General features: G+C 42.2%; 12 protein-coding genes. 4 read left to right on the top strand and 8 right to left on the bottom strand.

Annotated elements, in window-relative coordinates; genetic code table 11:
- Positions 1 to 65: 65 nt before the first annotated feature.
- The 4 genes from M595_RS09625 to M595_RS09610 form a co-directional block, all read right to left on the bottom strand.
- Complete coding sequence (locus M595_RS09625) at positions 66 to 437, bottom strand: hypothetical protein (RefSeq protein ID WP_023065973.1); 372 nt, start codon at positions 435 to 437, stop codon at positions 66 to 68.
- A 113-nt stretch (positions 438 to 550) separates the two neighbouring features.
- Positions 551 to 1,435 carry an ABC transporter permease gene (locus M595_RS09620; RefSeq protein WP_023065988.1) on the bottom strand — a complete coding sequence of 295 codons (885 nt, stop codon included), beginning with the start codon at positions 1,433 to 1,435 and terminating at the stop codon, positions 551 to 553.
- Between the two features lie 70 nt (positions 1,436 to 1,505).
- Entirely contained in the window at positions 1,506 to 2,849 is a 1,344-nt protein-coding gene (locus M595_RS09615; protein ID WP_023066009.1) for an RNA-guided endonuclease InsQ/TnpB family protein, read from the bottom strand.
- Between the two features lie 196 nt (positions 2,850 to 3,045).
- Positions 3,046 to 4,065, bottom strand: a complete 1,020-nt coding sequence (locus M595_RS09610; protein WP_023065938.1) for a daunorubicin resistance protein DrrA family ABC transporter ATP-binding protein — start codon at positions 4,063 to 4,065, stop codon at positions 3,046 to 3,048.
- A gap of 546 nt (positions 4,066 to 4,611) precedes the next feature.
- Between M595_RS09610 and M595_RS09605 the strand changes: the two genes are divergently transcribed.
- Positions 4,612 to 5,280, top strand: coding sequence for a response regulator transcription factor (locus tag M595_RS09605; protein ID WP_023065942.1), 669 nt, complete (start codon positions 4,612 to 4,614; stop codon positions 5,278 to 5,280).
- 1,852 nt (positions 5,281 to 7,132) lie between these two features.
- Here the strand turns inward: M595_RS09605 and M595_RS32995 are convergent.
- Entirely contained in the window at positions 7,133 to 7,618 is a 486-nt protein-coding gene (locus M595_RS32995; RefSeq protein WP_375339239.1) for a hypothetical protein, read from the bottom strand.
- Between M595_RS32995 and M595_RS31090 the strand changes: the two genes are divergently transcribed.
- From M595_RS31090 to M595_RS09585, 3 genes are all read left to right on the top strand, one after another.
- Positions 7,532 to 12,487 (top strand): hypothetical protein, encoded by a 4,956-nt coding sequence (locus M595_RS31090; RefSeq protein WP_052001733.1) that lies wholly within the window; start codon positions 7,532 to 7,534, stop codon positions 12,485 to 12,487. The two genes, M595_RS32995 and M595_RS31090, sit on opposite strands and share 87 nt — an antisense overlap.
- A 360-nt stretch (positions 12,488 to 12,847) precedes the next feature.
- Entirely contained in the window at positions 12,848 to 13,609 is a 762-nt protein-coding gene (locus M595_RS09590; RefSeq protein ID WP_023066023.1) for a FecR family protein, read from the top strand.
- 87 nt (positions 13,610 to 13,696) lie between these two features.
- Positions 13,697 to 15,241 carry a pentapeptide repeat-containing protein gene (locus tag M595_RS09585; protein WP_023065945.1) on the top strand — a complete coding sequence of 515 codons (1,545 nt, stop codon included), beginning with the start codon at positions 13,697 to 13,699 and terminating at the stop codon, positions 15,239 to 15,241.
- Here the strand turns inward: M595_RS09585 and M595_RS09580 are convergent.
- The 3 genes from M595_RS09580 to ruvC form a co-directional block, all read right to left on the bottom strand.
- Positions 15,219 to 16,850, bottom strand: a complete 1,632-nt coding sequence (locus M595_RS09580; RefSeq protein WP_023065985.1) for a polysaccharide deacetylase family protein — start codon at positions 16,848 to 16,850, stop codon at positions 15,219 to 15,221. The genes M595_RS09585 and M595_RS09580 overlap by 23 nt on opposite strands.
- 185 nt (positions 16,851 to 17,035) lie before the next feature.
- The gene (locus M595_RS09575) at positions 17,036 to 17,416 is read right to left on the bottom strand and encodes a hypothetical protein (protein WP_023065987.1); all 381 of its coding nucleotides are present in this window, start codon (positions 17,414 to 17,416) and stop codon (positions 17,036 to 17,038) included.
- 28 nt (positions 17,417 to 17,444) lie between these two features.
- On the bottom strand, positions 17,445 to 17,954 hold the full coding sequence (gene ruvC / locus M595_RS09570; protein ID WP_023066007.1) for a crossover junction endodeoxyribonuclease RuvC: 510 nt from the start codon (positions 17,952 to 17,954) through the stop codon (positions 17,445 to 17,447).
- Between the last annotated feature and the right edge of the window lie 15 nt (positions 17,955 to 17,969).

Below are 17,969 nucleotides of genomic sequence, written 5' to 3'. Positions count from 1 at the left end.
TTCGTCCGACTTGGAAACAGCCCTGCGACCTAGCCTAAGTGGGTGAGGGTAATTACTCAAAGAGATTATGGATTGAGTTGCTCGCCATCAGAAGAAGTCTCTCCCGCCACTTCAGGATTGCGTTGTTCAAACCTTTGACGTTGCTTGGCGCGAAATTCTGCTGCTGCATCGCGAATATTATCTTTTTGTTGATCATGAACAGAGTTCACATTCAGATCCAAAGTTCCCATTTGCGCCCGATGAATCAGGTTATACATGGTACTTTGATCAATCCCCAAACTCGTCCCATTATCATTATGCTGACTGTTAAAATCCTGGAGCGGATTCAGATTGTTTTGTTGAGCAATACTCAGTTGGGACAACAGCGTTACATTGATTCCAACTGCCGATAGGATTGATATTGCCATCCCCACACCAGATTTGACTTGAAGTTTCATTGCATTCACACCTAAATCACTATTTCTAACGATAGACTAATTGAGCAGATTTTAACCCTCCCTAGAGATAGAGAGGGTTACAAACTTTATTGAATCCAACTTAGAAGCTTTAGTTATGCAAAGCGACGGCGCAGAAGCGGTTGAATCACTAATAACGCAGCGATCGCAAAGCCAAATAGAACCCCAATCGCACCTCCTAAAGAAATATTAGCAAAAGGCGCTTGCATGACGATACTTCCAAAAGACCAATCGGCGTGTAAATACAAATAACGAATCGGTTCAATCGCATAACTCAATGGGTTCAAGGAAGCCACAACCTGTAACCAACTCGGCATAAACGAAAGCGGTGCCAAAGCGGTACTGGCAAATAATAGCGGTAAATTGGTGACAAAAATCACCGCAATTAATTCAACGTGTCCTGGTAAGGCAAACGCCAAACCCAAACTTAAACCCGTGACGCCCAAAACCAACAGAAACAACATCACAGCAATCAAACCCAACTCAGGAATTCCCGGAAGTCCCGCCCCCAGAAAAGCACCTGCGGCTACAATCGCTCCGGTTTGGATAAAACTCATGGTGATCATAAAGATTGCAGAGGCGACCACAATCGAAAAGCGAGTCGTGAGTGGCGCCACCAATAAACGGTTCAAAAAGCCAAATTCCCGGTCAAACATTACGGGTAATCCGGCATTTAAAGCCCCTGCAAAAGCCGTAAACACAATTACACCCGCACCGAGAAATTGAGCATAATTTTGGCTTTCTCCAAATAAACCTTTCGGTGCATTTTGAAACAACGCCCCAAATAAAATTAACCACATCAACGGCTGAATCACACCCGCCACCAAAGTTGACGGACGGCGCTGAAGCTGAATAAACAACCGACGAGTTAACGCCAGAGTTTCTTGAAGAAATTCTCCGACGGGATTGGGTTGAATCGTTTCCCGTTGACTCGGAGATAAACTTAGATTAGATGAACTAGGAGTGGTTGTACCTGTCATATTTACAAGATCTCGTTACAACTTTTTTACAAATTTCAGCAAGACGTTTAATGGAATAATTCTCTGTGAACTACCTACGCCGACGCTTCGCTTTCGGTCGTAAGCTTCCAGTTTCTTGAACAGTCTTGGTCGAAGCATCTTTAGATTGTTCATTGATCGGAAGTTGCCGCACAGAGGACTTGCGTCCAATGAGAGGTCTTCGTTCTCTCGGATGCAAGCTCCGAGAGCTGCGAAGATTTCGTCTTACACCTCCTCCACTGGCAGTCGCCTCCGTCCCCGAGGCAAGGGGCTGTCTGCGTGGGTCTCCCGCGCAGTTTATACGCCCCGCGATGACTCGTAATCCCTCGTCTCGAATGTTTATGGCTGCGTTAATATCACGATCATGTTGGGTATGACAATGATTGCATTCCCATTGACGAATATCAAGTGGCAAACTTTCTACAACATTCAGACAAACATTACAAGTCTTTGAGGATGGGAAAAACCGATCTATCTCCACAAAGGTCTTTCCATCCCGTTTAGCTTTGTAATCAACAAAGTTTAAGAACATTCCCCAACCACAATCGCTTATTGCTAAGGCAAGATTATGGTTGCGTACCATGCCCTTTACGTTGAGATTTTCAGCAATTATCACTTGGTTCTCGTTGACAATTTTGCGAGACAATTTATGCAAAAAATCTTGCCTTGCGTTGCTGACTTTCTCGTGCGCTCTTGCGACTAACCTACGTGCTTTATTCCTAGAGTTAGACGCTTTTTGCTTACGGGATAACTTCTGTTGTTTCCGTTTTAAGTTGTGTGAGTGTTTTTTGAAGTGTCGAGGATTATTGTATTTAGACCCCTCACTTGTAATTAGAAAATGAGTCAATCCCAAGTCCAGTCCAATCGCTTTTCCTTCGCTTGAAATCTCGGGTTCTTGCTCCTCGTTCTCAAACAGTATTGAAGCATAATACTTTTCTGTTTTCGTCTTAGTTATTGTTACCGTTTTTAGACTTCCATCAAACCTTCTATGAATATTAGCTTTGATGTTGCCAATTACAGGGAAACTCAAATAGTTTTCAATAATCTTGACGTTTTGGGGGTATTGGATCGACTGTTTTCCATGACGACTCTTAAACCTCGGGAATTTAGCTCGACCTTCAAAGAAGTTGACAAAAGCTCTAGAAAGATTCAAAACAGACTGCTGTAAGCACTGTGAATAAGTTTCTTTTAACCAGGCTGTTTCTTCTTTCTTCTTAAGGATTGGTAGTTGCTTTTTTAGCTGCATCCCTGAGATCCCCTTGCCTGTTTCTTTGTAGACTTGGTTGTTTAGCTCTAGACAGTAATTCCACACCCAACGTACAGAGCCAAACGCTTTTGCAAGGGTTTGTTTCTGGTCATCCGTTGGGTATAGTCTGACTTTTGCTACGTTTCTCATTGGGCAACTTAAAGCAAATATACTTTATTACAACTGTAACGGAACTCGGAGAAATTCGAGATTTTGTCGGCGATTCATCTGACACTGACACGCTCGTTTTCAGGTGTGAGGCTTTTGCCGCAGAAGCTAAAAACTGTTCCCTGTTAACTGTTCCCTGTTAACTGTTCCCTGTTCCCTGTTCCCTATTGCCTTCACCTTAACGCATATTTTGTTTTTTCTCCGCTTTGGGGTCACGAACCGCAACGGCTGCGATTTCCGCATCCATCAGGGTTCGACCTGTCGCCGCTAGATAAACATCATCCAAACTGGGTCGAGATTGGGCGATCCCAAACGTGGGTAAGTCCGCCTCTTTTAACGCCTGTTGTACCGTTAACAGCGCATCACTTTGAGGTTGAACGACCAAGTTCAGAGAATTCCCTTGGGCAGTATTAATAATGGCTTCGGTGACAAACGGTAAAGATTCCAGGAGAGATTTGGCTTTTTCGGCTTCCTCCATCGGCGAAAACTCCCGAATTCTGAGGGTAATGCGATCGCCTCCAACTTGATCTTTGAGTTGAGAAGGGGTTCCTGTCGCAATCACAACCCCCTGATCAATAATTGCCACGCGATCGGCCAAAGCGTCTACTTCTTCTAAATAGTGGCTGGTAATTAACACCGTTGTTCCGGCTTGACGCAACTGACGCAGGAAATCCCAAACCGCTACTCGGCTTTCAATATCCAAGCCCACCGTCGGTTCATCCAACACCAACACATCGGGTTGATGGAGAAGGCCAGCAGCCAAGTCGAGACGTTTGCGAATACCGCCCGAATAGGTACCGCTTTTTTGATCGGCCCATTCTGCTAAACCCAATAAATTGATCGCCTTGGCAATCCGATCTTTAATCATTGGCCGAGGCAGATGGTACAATGCCGCTTGCAGTTGCAGGTGTTCACGACCTGTTAGCACCTTGTCTAAGGCGACTTCTTGAGACACATAACCCAGGCGTTGTCTCGCTTGTCGGGGCTTTTCGATAACATTCACCCCTGAGACTTCCAGACGACCCGAATCCGGAGTAATTAACGTACACAATGCCCGTAGAGTCGTGGTTTTACCCGCACCGTTGGGGCCGAGTAAACCGAAGATTTCCCCCGGTTTGACGAACAGAGAGACCTCTTTGACGGCCTCGACAGAACCATAACGTTTTTGCAGTTTTTCAATTAAGATGGCAGGTGTCATTTTGCGCTTCTATTGGGGACTGCCTTTGTTGACATCACTTGATATTTTAAGAGATTCCACACAACCCGGAGGGGTTCAACGGCAGACATCAGGTGAGGAAAACCGACTATTCGTTGAGAAAAATTAATTTCTGAGCCGTATAACTACAAGGGTTGATATTTTAGCTGGGTGATTGGGCAAACTAAGAGTCAGGGAAATTGTGTCTATGTATCGGGTATCGGTTGGGGTTAATGCAGACTTTTTTCGCTGAATCCTTGATCTCACCAGTCCTAATGAGAGTTATGATGGAATCGATAGATCCCATAGGGTGTGAATCCCAAGGCAGACAAAGCATCTACCGATAGAAAACAAAGATGATCTACATCCGTTCAGTTTAGAGTTGAGGTCACTGCTCAAGATGCTGAGAACAAAAGGTAAACTGTTACAGAATATAGATTTTGATTCAGAGCGACTCAAACCAGCAGGGCTGCATCTTGAGGATTTCACATACAGCATTCGTTTTAATCAATTATTTTGAAATCATTCTCCTGAAGGAAGTTCTGTCTAATGAGCCGGATTTTGATCGCTGAAGATGAACCTCGTATCGCTGCCTTTTTAGAGAAAGGGCTAAAAGCCAACGGCTTTACCATTACCGTCGCCAATGATGGCTCTGATGCCTTAGAAAAAGCACTGGGAAATCAATTTGACTTGCTGATCCTGGACTTAAATCTTCCCCATCAGGATGGCTTTCAAGTCTTGAAACAATTACGGGGCCAGGGAGAACAAGTCCCCATCATTATCTTAACGGCTCGTGATGATATCGAAGATAAAGTTGCTGGTTTGGAAGAAGGCGCTGATGATTATGTCACTAAGCCGTTTCGCTTTGCGGAGTTGTTAGCGAGAGTACGCGCCCGCTTACGTCATCAGACTCTCTCACCTGTTAAAGAGGAACGGGTATTGACCGCCGGGGATATTTTGCTGGACTTGTATACTCGTCAAGCCCAAGTCGCTGATTGTCCCATCAAACTGTCCGCTAAAGAATTTCAGCTTTTAGAAACGTTGATGCGTCATCCTGAACAAGTGATGAGTCGAGAACAACTCCTTGATCGCGTTTGGGGTTATGATTACGATCCCGGATCGAATATTGTTGATGTTTATGTTGGATATTTACGGAAAAAATTGGGCGGCGATCGCATTGAAACCGTTAGAGGAATGGGTTATCGCCTTTGTCCCTAATATCAAGGAATATTGAGGAACCTAACTTTTAAAATTACGTCTCCGATAGAAGGGTTCTGACTCCAGGATTCGGATCAGAGCCGCTACAACTTGTAGCCCTAACAATTTTCTGCAATCTATCTATTGAAAGATCGAGACTGAAGATTGATTAATGCTGTAGCTTTTTTGCTTCTTTTCATAGGAAGCTTGACAATTCATCAATCTTTATTTTTGAGTCATTCCTACTCATAAATTGAAATATAAACAGGAGTGACTTATTTTTGCATGGCACAAATTTTCAATGACATAATGATCACTTCCTGACCTCAGTATAATCACGCAAATCCCCCTAGTTAATTATAACTATCACTTAGGCTTTGAGGCAAAAATCCCTGTTAAAACGTCATTGCAAGCCTTTTTCTTCTGAATTTAGAAGTTCCGTGTTTTAACGGATGCCACTATTCATTCCAGATGTAACAATTAAAGGTATGGGTTGAATAGAAATCATAAAAAACTTCTCATCTGACCCTCATAGAGATCTTAAAAGTGTTTATTACAATCAGGGTAGAGAACAAAAAGTTCGGTGTGAGACCTCAGATTAAATTATGAAAGATGAGAGCTTACAACTTCAAGCAGAAAGGAGGCAACAAATTTATGCTTGCAACTCAGACAATAAAAACTAAACTCTGAGTCTTTATTAACCCAAAACCCCTTATAGTCTGACTGAAATTTAGAGGGGAGAATTAAATCCCTTTCAGTCACTAATCTACAGATTTTTTTCAGTAAATTTTTTGCAATTTAAGTAGAGGTTTAATCTAGCTATGGACGACTTAATCTTTGACCCTTTAACAGGCCTTCCTGTAAACGAAGAAACCCAAACCATCACAGAAGAACCTGTTGAGTCTGTTGATGTTGTAACGGGAGATGATGACATGGACGAAGACATGGACAACATGGACGAACCTGTAGATGTCACCTCAGACGACATGGACGACATGACCCCTATTCCTGTCGAACCTGATGGCGGAATTGGAGACGGCGCAGAACCCCTTCCCGACGTGGACAACATGGACGAACCTGTAGATGTCACCTCAGACGACATGGACGAAGACATCGACGACATGGACGAACCTGTAGATGTCACCTCAGACGACATGGACGACATGGACGACATGGACGACATGACCCCCATCCCCGTTGAACCCGATGGCGGAATTGGAGACGGCGCAGAACCCCTTCCTGATGAAGCCGTACAAACCGGAGTTGAAATGGATGATACAGAAGCAACAAATGATATCCTAGACGAATTATTTGATGTAGATGCTTACCTAGAATTCAACTCCGACATCAAGACCCTAGTAGAAGCAGGTCAACTTGATGCGAAAGCCCACTTCATGGAGTTTGGTCAATTTGAAGGTCGGGAATTTAGTTATACCTTTAATATCACCGAATACTCTACGAAAAACGTTGATGTCTCTCAAGTTGTCAGTCGTCAGAGTTTACTCTCACATTTCCTCGAATTTGGTTTAGAAGAAGGACGGGAGTTTAACAGCTTATTTAGTGTCAAAAAATACCTAGAAAAGAATACTGACCTCGACAGCTTCTTCCAAGGTCAAGGTAAATTTGTAAGTGCTTTCCGTCACTTCCTCAAAGATGGACAATACGAACAACGCGAATGCGGTGATTTCTTTAAACCGAGTGAATATCTCAGTCTGAACTCTGATTTAGAATCCTTTGTTCAAGGCGGTCAATTCAGTCTGTTCAAGCATTTTGCTAAGTTTGGTAAAAAAGAAAGACGGGAATTTAGCAACTTCTTTAAAGTTGGCGAATACCTACAACTGAACCCAGAACTCGTTGATTTTGTGCAGTCGGGTCAAATTACAGCTGTTGACCACTGGTTAAAATTTGGACGCGAAGAAAATCGTGAATTTAGCTTCTCCTTCTCGGTTTCAAAAGTTCTAGAAGTTCTCGAAATTTCCACCCTCGCTGAGTTAGATATCGAACAATTAGTTGAGTCTATCGTTAGCAACTTCAACTTAATTGCGACAGGCGATGATAACACCGACGGTAACGATGTTCCTGTTGATGGTGGTGATGATAACGTTGATGATGATAGCGATGACCAAGACGACGACTCCGATGATGATGGAGACGATACCGACGACCAAGACGATGACTCCGACGATGATGACTCCGACGATGCAGATGATGATGTAATCGCAGGAGATGATAGCGACGACTCCGATGTGGGTAGTGAAGGCGATGACAGATTGTGGGAGAAGTTCCTGATGTGAATGTTCCCGATGACGGTGAAACTCCCGATGACGGTGAAACTCCCGATGACGGTGAAACTCCCGATGACGGTGAAACTCCCGATGACGGTGAAACTCCCGATGATGGTGAAACTCCCGATGATGGTGAAACTCCCGATGACGGTGAAACTCCCGATGACGGTGAAACTCCCGATGACGGTGAAACTCCCGATGATGTAGAACCCCCGTCTAAGGTTTATCTAGATGTCAAAGTTGTTAAAGGTAACGCTGACCTGCTTGAAAAACTCGGTATCGACGGCGAAATTAGCAACGAAGACCTGCAAGACTTGTTAGTCACAAAAGACTTAGCTGACCTGAAAGGAGTCAAACTTTCTAAGTTCTTTGATGTTGATAAACTTTTGAAGGAGTTTGACGCTGAACTTAAAACTTTCTTCTCAGTTGAATCTGTTGAAGGTCTGAAGTTAGGCGATTTAATCCAATTCGTTCAAGAAGAAGTTGTTGGTAAAGGAAAGAGTCCTTCCCCGAAAGTTAACTTTGATTATCTAAAATCCATTCATGGCGAAAAACTGACAGAAGAACTGGGAGAAAATGCAACTCCTGAACAAATTCTTGAATATCTTGAAGAAAAAGGAATTAAAGCAGGTTTAAATACTTCTGCTTTCTTCGACTTCAAATTCATCAAGAAACAATACGGTGACAAGATTCGCGAAGAAGTTGATGTTGAGAATACTAGCGAAATCAGTGATGAAGATGTTCTCGATAGTGCCAACTTAGAAATTGAAGTTGATGTTGACTACTGCAAGGTTAAATATGCGGAACAACTCGCTCAATTCTACAGTGTTGAAATCGAGGCAGTCAGCAGCTTAGAAGTTTCTCAAATTAAGTTCTTTGTTCTTGACCAAGAGTTAAGCAGTTCTGAAATTGACTTCAAGAAACTGCGGAAAGAATTTAAGAAAGAATTCAAAGAATTTGAGAAAGATGTCAAAGACTTCTTCAAAGGTGGAGTTAAAGACCTTGATGACTTAACTGATGGTCAACTCAAAGCCTTCTTAAAAGGCGAAGGTTTAAAACTTGGAATCTTGAAACAAGTTGTTGATGTTGAATACCTCAAAGATGTCTACAAAGAAGCTTTAGAAGTTCAATTCGGTACAGACGTTACCGTTGATGAAACTTTAGAATTTGTCTTCGGTGGAAAGCATCCCTTCATCGATGAAAAATGGGTTCGCAAGCAATTCAAAGATGAACTAAAAGACTTTGCAGAATCTATCGGCAAGAAAGAAAAAGACCTAACTCTCGAAGACCTCAAAAAATACTTCTTTGCTGATAACTTTGAACCCGAACAACAACTCTCTGCCTTCCAAGTTGAAGTTTATCGCACAGAAAACGCGCAAGCACTGACCACTTTCTTTGAAGTTAGTAACGTTAGTTTAATCAGTTCCGAACAAGTCTACAACTACATGGTTACGGTTGGCTTGGAACAAGGAATTGACCTTTCAACTTACATCGAAGAAGAAACAGTCGAAGTTTACCGCACAGAATTCTCTGAAAAAATCGCTGCTTTCTACAACATTGAAGTCACCGAAGTTAGCACACTTGATGCCAAGGTTGTCATTGATTTTGTAGTCGGTGGTTTGTCTCAAGACATTGACTATGACTACTTCCGTCAAACCTTTGAAGGCGATGTTCAAACTGTCTTTGGTGTCGAGTCTATTACCGAAGTTAGCAAACTGCAAATTGTTGAATTTGTCTACGAACAAGAAGGCACTGTTGATTTCAAAAAGTTGAACTGGTTCGATAGCAAAGAATACAAAGCACAATTCGGTGAAGACCTCGAGAAAGCATTGAAAGATGTCTACAAGGATGTCGATGATATCTCTGAACTTTCCTTCCAGCAAGTCTTCAAGTTTGCAGTTGAACACAGCGAAGAATTTAGCTTAGAAGGATTAGTTGACCTCGAATACGTTAAAACCACTTACGCCGCCGCTATTGCTGAAGCGCTTGATGTTGACATCGCCGCCATCACGGGTGAAGAAGTGGTGATGGTTTCCGACACTGAAATTCTCGATTTCTTAGCGGAAACAAATGTTACGGCAATCGCTGAATATGCGGAAGTTACTGAAGCTGAAGTCACTGATGAATTAGCAACAGAATGGTTCACAGAGTCGAACGTTGTCAGTGTTGAACATGGAGAACAAGACATTAATTATGACTTCGTTCGCTATCAACTCAATCAAGTTATCACTGAAGAAAATCTCACCAGTGTTGCGGAAATTCTAGAGGTTGAGTTAACGACTGTCGAGGATATTGATAGTCTGACTGACGAACAAGTTGCTGAGTTAATTTCTGATAGCGAGTTCGAGGAACTTCTCGGCGAAGAAACCACTGTTGAACTGGTTCCAACCGGGTTTGACTTAGAGTTTGTTACCTCTGTCTACGGTGAAGATATTACTACCGCTCTTGATTTAGAAGCGGATGCTGAAATCACCGAAGCACAAGTTATTGAATACTTCAGCGAAACTTTCGCCACTGAAATTGAAACGTTTGTTGCGGAAGACGAAGGCGATGATGTTGCTGAAGACGAAGGCGATGATTCTTCAGTCGGTGATGAAGGTGATGATACTGTTGAACCTCCAACTGATGATGGTTCAACCGATGATGATGGAACCGATGATGGTTCAACCGAGGATGATGGAACCGATGACGGAACTACCGACGACGGAACCACTGACGATGGAACCACCGATGACGGAACTACCGACGACGGAACTACCGATGACGGAACTACCGACGACGGAACTACCGATGACGGAACTACCGACGACGGAACTACCGATGACGGAACTACCGATGACGGAACTACCGATGACGGAACAGAAGAAACTTCTTTTACCGATGCGGATGTTCTAGAATACATCAAACAACTCGATATTGAGACTGTCGCTAAATCAGTTGAAGTTGACGAGAATTACGTTGAGTTCCAACTGAGTGGCTTAGTTGAAGCAGGAACCGTTACCCTAGAACAAATTAGCACAGTCCTCGAAGTTGAAGTCGCTAGCGTTGAAGCACTTACTGCTGAACAACTGGTTCAACTGTCTGGAAGCGAAACATTCCAAAGTGTCGAACTCAAACTGGTTCAGTCTGAAATTGATTACGAATATATTCGTACAACCGAGACTACCGAAATTGCCACATTCTACGAAGTCTCTGAAGAGGATGTTCTCAAGGGAGAAATTGTTCCTCTGACGGATGCGGAAATTCTCGATGGTTTCGATGAGACTTTCGCTAACCTCGATGTTCACTACCTGAAATATCAAATCTCCGAGTTAACTGCTGAACAACAAACTCAATTATTTGCAGACTTGGAAATTGAAGTCACCGATATCTCTCAACTCGATGTTAAACAGGTGATTGATATTGGCTTCAGTCGCGACTTCAAAGAAATCCTTGAAGTTGAGAAGGTACAATACAGCGCTATCGACCTCGATAAATACCGTAAAGATAACGCTGAACAAATCGCCGAGTTCTATCACGAAATGGATGATGATTCTGAAATGGATGATGAGTCGGAAATGGATGATGAGTCGGAAATGGATGATGAGTCGGAAATGGATGATGAGTCGGAAATGGATGATGAGTCGGAAATGGATGATGAGTCGGAAATGGATGATGAGTCGGAAATGGATGATGAGTCGGAAATGGATGATGATTCCGATGAAATGGATGATGAGTCGGAAATGGATGATGAGTCGGAAATGGATGATGAGTCGGAAGATGGCGTAGGTGACAATATCGATGACACCGACGACATGGAAGACGGAGATGTTGATGTTGCTTCTATCCCCGATAAAGACTTAATGAAGTTCATGTTCGGTAAGGGATGGAAAAACGGAATTAACCCGTTAGAATACGTCGATGAAGACTACCTGAAGGAAGAATTTAAACATGAACTCGCTGAACGGTTTGAAATAGCGGTTGAACAAGTCGCAGAACTTCCTTCTGAGATGGTTGTCGGTGGTTTGTACAGCAAGTTTGTAGCGGAAGAAGAAGTCGATATCGAGTTCTACAAATCCACTCACCAATCTGTTTTAGAAGCCAATTACGGTGTCTCGGTTAATGAACTCAGCGAAAGTCAAATTGTTGAACACGCTTCAACTTACGGCTTGGCGAATAACTTAGAAATGTCTGCGGTTGATGTTCATGGATTTATCGGAGAGTATAAGTCAGAAATCGCTGAACACTTCGAGATTCCTGAAGAACAAATTGCCGAACTCGATACTTCCGTTGTCAAGACCTTCATCCTCGAAACTGCGACCGAAATTGGTTTGGATGTGAAAGAGTTTGTTAAACTCGATTACTATCGCGGTTTGGGTGAGGAACTGGTTGAAAACTATCGGGTTGAACAGGTTTACTCTTTCAACTACGAAGAAGCTTTCAACTACACCGAAACCCAAGGAGTCAGCACTTCTTCTCTGTTAGATACGGAGTGGTTCAAACAAGAAAATGCTCAGTTAATTGAGGACAACAAAGCAGAACTCGATACTGATGCTAGCGGAGAGGTTGAAGATGATGAGTTAATCGGTGAAATGCAGGGTCAATTCCTCGAAGATGGATTTGAAACTGATGACTCTTATGACCTCGATGAATACACCGCAGAAAATGGAGATGTTCTCACCAACTTCTACAGTAAACAACTCACTGAAATCAGCAAACGTGAAGTTGTTGAGTATGCTTTCGGTGCAGGTTTAGAAGCGGGTATTGACCCCTATAGCGATGATTTCCTCACTGAAAATCCTGAGTTAGAGTTGGATAAATTCATCAGCGGAAATGCTCAAGAGTTGACTCAATTCTACGGGGTTAAAGAAGTGACTCAAATCAACTTCTATCAAGCCTTTGAGTATCAAGTTTCCCAGGGTTTTGTTGGAACGACAACTAATTCTTCTGAAGGAATTGTTTAACGGTTAGCCACTACTCTCTCATCCTTCCTAGTTTAACTGGGGAGGTGAGAAAACCCCTCTCGTCACAACTTGTCTAAAATCAATGAGGTGTTCGGTCTTCTGACTTAACACCTCATTTTTCAGTTATCTGTTATCGGTTATCCTGTTACTCGGAGTCAAACGTCCGTGTTTTAGAGATTCTTCGTTCCACTCACCAATGACAATTATTTCTGAACTCCTAAACTATAGAATAAAATTTGTATTGTCCGATAATCTTTTAATTTATTACTGAAGGAGATAAACTATCCCGAAATACTGACCTTTGCATGGAAAAGTTCATCGACCCATGAGTTAATCATTTATAAAGAAAGGAGAGAGGAGATGAGGAGTTCAGTCAAATCAATAAAATCTGGTTTTGGTAGTTTAGGAGTCGCCTTAACAATCACGCTTGCTGCTATTCCAGCGATTGCACAAATAGACATAGCAATATTAACAGAAATTCTTGGAGATAACAACGAAGTTTTTATCGAGAACCAAGTCGCCCAAGAAAACGATGATGCGGCTTTAGGCGAAGAAGTTCGTACCGAACAAGCCCGGGCGCAACTTGACTTTAATACAGGCGCGTCGGGACGAATGACCGAAAATTCTTCGATTGTTGTGGGTCAGTGTATTGAAGTTCAACAAGGGGTTGTAGTGGCTTCTGGCCCCGCGAATGGGTGTCTTTCAGGGTTTGCTGTTGGTGTTCAAGGAACGACTTATTTGATGAGTGCTGATGAAGACGGAATTGGTACAATTACGGTGTTAGAAGGTCAAATTCAACTCGCTCTCCAAGACAACCCCGACGACCCCAACGCCCTAGTGATTTCAGGTGGACAGAGAGTAGCGGGGTTAACCCAAGGTTTAGCACTCGCTGATATTACGATTGAACAGATAACTAAACAAGAATACGAAGCCATTATTACCGGGCCGTTATTTCGAGGGTATCAAAATCCGTTACCCGACCAAGATAAAATAGATGAAATTTGTAAACGGCTTTATGGAAGTTGTGTAGCGGTGGGAAGTCAACCCCCGCAACCGCCTCAACCCCAACCGTCTCAACCTTCTGAACCGCCTAATGGTACACCTGTTCGCGGTTTATGGTAAGAATAAATTTACGCTAATTCGGTTAAGATTTGAAAAAGCACGGGTTGTCGTCAACTCGTGACTTCTTTTGAGGCAGTAAAATCTAGTATGACCTTGAAGCGACCTGAACGTGTAAAGTGGTATCAGTGGAAAAATATTCAAGCCCGCTCGCCTTTATTTCGTTCCTTTGATAAATGTCTGTGGTTTCGGATTTACCTGGCGTTGGTGATTGCTTATATTGGTCTGCTGTTTGTCAACCGTGTTGAAAACTGGGTTGCAGGTGAAACGATTTGTCAGGTACAAGACACAGCTTTACACTGTATCACTCAGGAAGTTCTTTCTCTAATTACTGTTGACCATGTAGAAAGCTTCAGCATTTCTACGGTTGCAGCTTTATATTTACTCGAAAGTCGTAAACGCCGAAAACGGGCAATTTATGAAGCATGGCAGGTTGTTGACAGTACCGCCACATCGGGAGTTTTCGCCAGTCGAGCGCGACTGAAAGCCCTGCAAGACCTCAATAATGAAGGTGTTTCTCTCGATGGACTCGATATTTCTCAAGCTTACCTCAAAGAGATTAATCTATCTGGCGCTAATTTAGTTGAAGCCAACTTAGAAGGTGCTAACTTACAAGGAGCTAGCCTTAGTCATGCTAACCTCAGTGGAGCCAACTTGCAAGGTGCTGACCTCCAAGGCGCAAATCTCCATGAAACTAACTTCACCGGCGCAAATCTCAGCGGTGCTAACTTAACAGGTGCAAACCTCAAATGTACAGACTTTCAAGGGGCTAACTTGCAAGGAAGCCATCTCAAACAAGCCTATTCTGTACGAAAAGCGAAATTTGCACAAGCTAACCTTTCTAGTGTGGATTTTCAAGGCGTTAATTTACGGGGTGCCCATCTCAAACAGACGATTTTATCTGAAGCGAATCTTACGGATGCGAACCTCATTGAAGCGAACTTTGAACAAGCAGATTTTATGGGCGTAGAATTGCAAGGTGCGAATTTAAAAGGTGCGAACTTGCGTCAAGCCTATTTAGTTAGAACTAACCATTTACGAGAGGTTCAAAATCTTCGGGAAGCAGATTTACAAGGGGCGAATTTAACTCGGGCGAATTTACGAGCAGTGAACTTACAAGGCGCGAATTTACAAGGGGCGAATTTACAACAGGCTATCCTACAAGGCGCGAATTTAACCGATGCTAACTTAATGAAGGCTAACTTAAGAGAAGCCAAACTCCAAAACGCTCAACTTCAAGGGGTTAACTTAGAACGAGGTAATTTAGAAGTGGCGAATTTAGCTCAAGCCAACTTTCAGGGCGCGAATTTAACCGATGCTAATTTGTGTGGAGCGTGTTTAAATCAAACTCAATTTTATCAAGCTATTTTAATTCGAGTAGATTTTTATTGCCTTGACAATCTATTTAACACGGATTTTCAAGATGCAAATTTTCAAGATGCTAACCTCAAAGGTTCCAACCTTCGAGGGGTTCATCTCAAAAATGCAAATTTTCAAAACGCCAACCTCAAACACGCCAATCTCAGTGATGTCGAAATTCTCAACCCGTTACAAATTAAATCGGCTCAATTTTATTGGGAAGCTGAATATAATGAGGATTTTCGCCAACAGCTTAATCTAAAACCCCATTATTAAGACGGGAGATTGGTGTCAATTTCTGTTGTTTAGTTTGATTTCCAATTGGCTCTGAAACTTGACAGAGTTCGGGTTGAATTTCTTCTACTTTTACGGGGTTTGTTTGAGGACTCTTATCCGCTATAACTTTCGGAAAACTGCCTTTCTGATAAGCTGCAATTTGAGTCGGTGTTAACATATCCATAAAGTCAGCTAGTTCACGATAAGTCACACATTGCACATCAGGTTGACCACAAACCGCTTCTGCAAACCGAAATAAAGCATTCCAATAGGCACCATTATTCCAAGCCGAAAAGTGATGTCCGATGTGTAGCGGGGCGCGATTTCCTTTATAGTTCTTCTCAAAATAGTTCATATAGCTTTTGAACATATCCTCCTCATAATATTTTGCGTTACTCGGGTTAGATTTTGCTTTTGAGTGAAGATAATAAAAGTTGTAGTCCATTGACAGTAAACTTTTTTTTGTTAAAGCTGTCGTTATACTGGCTAAGGGAAAATTCCAAACTCCATTTTGTTTTTGCGGCCAATAGTTGGCTTGGTTTGTGCGACTGGTATCATAGCGAAATCCTTGTTTTTCTAAGGTGCGAAATAAACCGGGACCGGTTCCTAATTCGGGTGCGCGAAACCCTTCAATTGCACTTCTCTCAAAGGCAAGGCGACCTGTTAAACCATTGATTTTATAAGCGTCAAAAATGAATTTATCAAAGTATTCAAACTCTTTTTTCCAGTCAGCTTCACTCCAGTTATTGCCGTTAAAATGACCGACTGCATGGGAAGCAATTTCATGTCCTTCAAGATAAACTAAATTGACTTGTTCGAGTCGTTTTTGAATGTCATCGGCTGAACCGCCCCAACCAATGGCTGAACGTCCGCGACCTTTTCCGGCTGGTGCGTCGTAGAGTTTGCGATTTTCGTTGTTGACAAAATAAACGGCACTGATAAAATAAGTAAAGCGTAAATTGATGCCTTTTTGTTCTAAGGTTTTGGCAAATTTTCGTGATTTATTCCAAGCCTCTAAAGAACTCGAACCATCAAAGGCTAACAAAACAAATTGGGGCGGCGTTTCCGGTGCTTTAATTAATTCTTCGTTTCTTAAAAGATTATATAATAAACGAGTATTCCAACGATGAGATTTACAAGAGTTTCCCCCATCTGCGTTGCTACAAGCTGTTACTAATTGTTGAGGAAAAGGGCCGATTGCATTTTGACCTTCTACACAGTAACCTGTAACAGAGTTGAGGCGAGAACCGTCTGGGCATTGTCCATTTCCGTAGGCTTTGAGAAAGAGTGTTTCTGACCAGTAAGTATTATTACAAGCACTTCCACCTCCCCAGTCTACACATTTTTTGATCATTTTTTGGGTGACTGGCCCGAAGGCGGTTTGACCATCTGAACAATAATATCCGCCTTTTTCGTTAACAAGTTTAGCTTCAAATGTTGGGATAACTTCAACAATTTTATCGGGATTTGTTGTTGGTGTTTCTGTTTGTTGAGGAGAAACTGTTGATGAGGTTGTACAGGCGGAAAGTGAGAGGAATAAACCGCAGTAAACTAGGCCTTGATTCCATAGGTTTAACTTGAAATTGAAATTTAACTTAAATTTTATCACCCCATTACACCCCTTTGTAGAACACCTAGAACACCCATTAGAAAGGTTTCTTTAATTTGGACATTAAAAAGACATTAACGCCTTTTCTTTAAGGGTTAACTTTGATGTGTATTTTAGGGGATAAACTGATTTTATGTCAAGAGCTTTAAACTAAGTTTTGGTTAACTTTGTGTTGTTGTCATTCTTTAAGAAGACAATTTGTATTCTAAGGGTTCACAGAATTGATTAATTCCTGTTTTGACAGCATAAATAACCACAGGAGTGACTAACAGTTGTGGACAAGTATTTTGTTCGATTAAATGCCCGACTATTTTACTAATATTACCTTGCAACAGTTCGTCACGATATTCTTGATCACAAATTGTTACCCGATACCGTTTTGCCACACCCGCTAACCAATTATCGGAAGTTGTGGGCATTTGTCCAACTTGAATCGCGATGGAAATAGCCGCATCTTCGATATCACCTTCACAGTCTTCTATCGTATCCAACGCTTCTAATGCTTGGGAATATTCAGAAAGTTGTGAACGAAATTGAGCAATTTCTTGAGAAGTTAAAATAACCATCTATCCTAAATTGATATTTTTTTCTATTTTATTGCTTGGGAACGATGTCATCATCAAACCAAGCCGTTAAAGCAACCGCCAAAGCATCGGCTGCATCATCAGGTTTGGGAATTTTCTCTAAGTCTAACTCACGGGCGACGGCATTTTGTACCTCAACTTTATTGGCGTTACCATATCCGGTTAACGCTTGTTTAACTTGAGGCGGAGCAAACTCAACTAGGGGAATTTTTTCCTGGGCTAAAACTAACATTAAAATCCCTCTAGCCTGCGCGACAGAAATCACATTTCCCATCCGATAAAAAAACAATTTTTCAGCTACCGCCAAATCAGGTTTAAACTGTTCAATTAAGGTGTGTAAATCCTCATAAATTGTACAAAGACGCTTTCCCATTTCTTGATGGGCAGGTGTTTTAATCACTCCAAAATCAATTAAAGAAACGGGATAATTGCCACCCCGTTCCCTTTTATTTTGACAATGAATCACACCAAAGCCCAAAGTTGCAAGTCCAGGATCAAATCCAATAATACGTCTTTGCATGGGTTAGGATTTGTT

The sequence above is a fragment of the Lyngbya aestuarii BL J genome, from assembly GCF_000478195.2.
GTDB classification, from domain to species: domain Bacteria; phylum Cyanobacteriota; class Cyanobacteriia; order Cyanobacteriales; family Microcoleaceae; genus Capilliphycus; species Capilliphycus aestuarii.
Note: the sequence above shows the minus strand (reverse complement) of the source record. Positions and strands in the feature narration are given on the sequence as shown.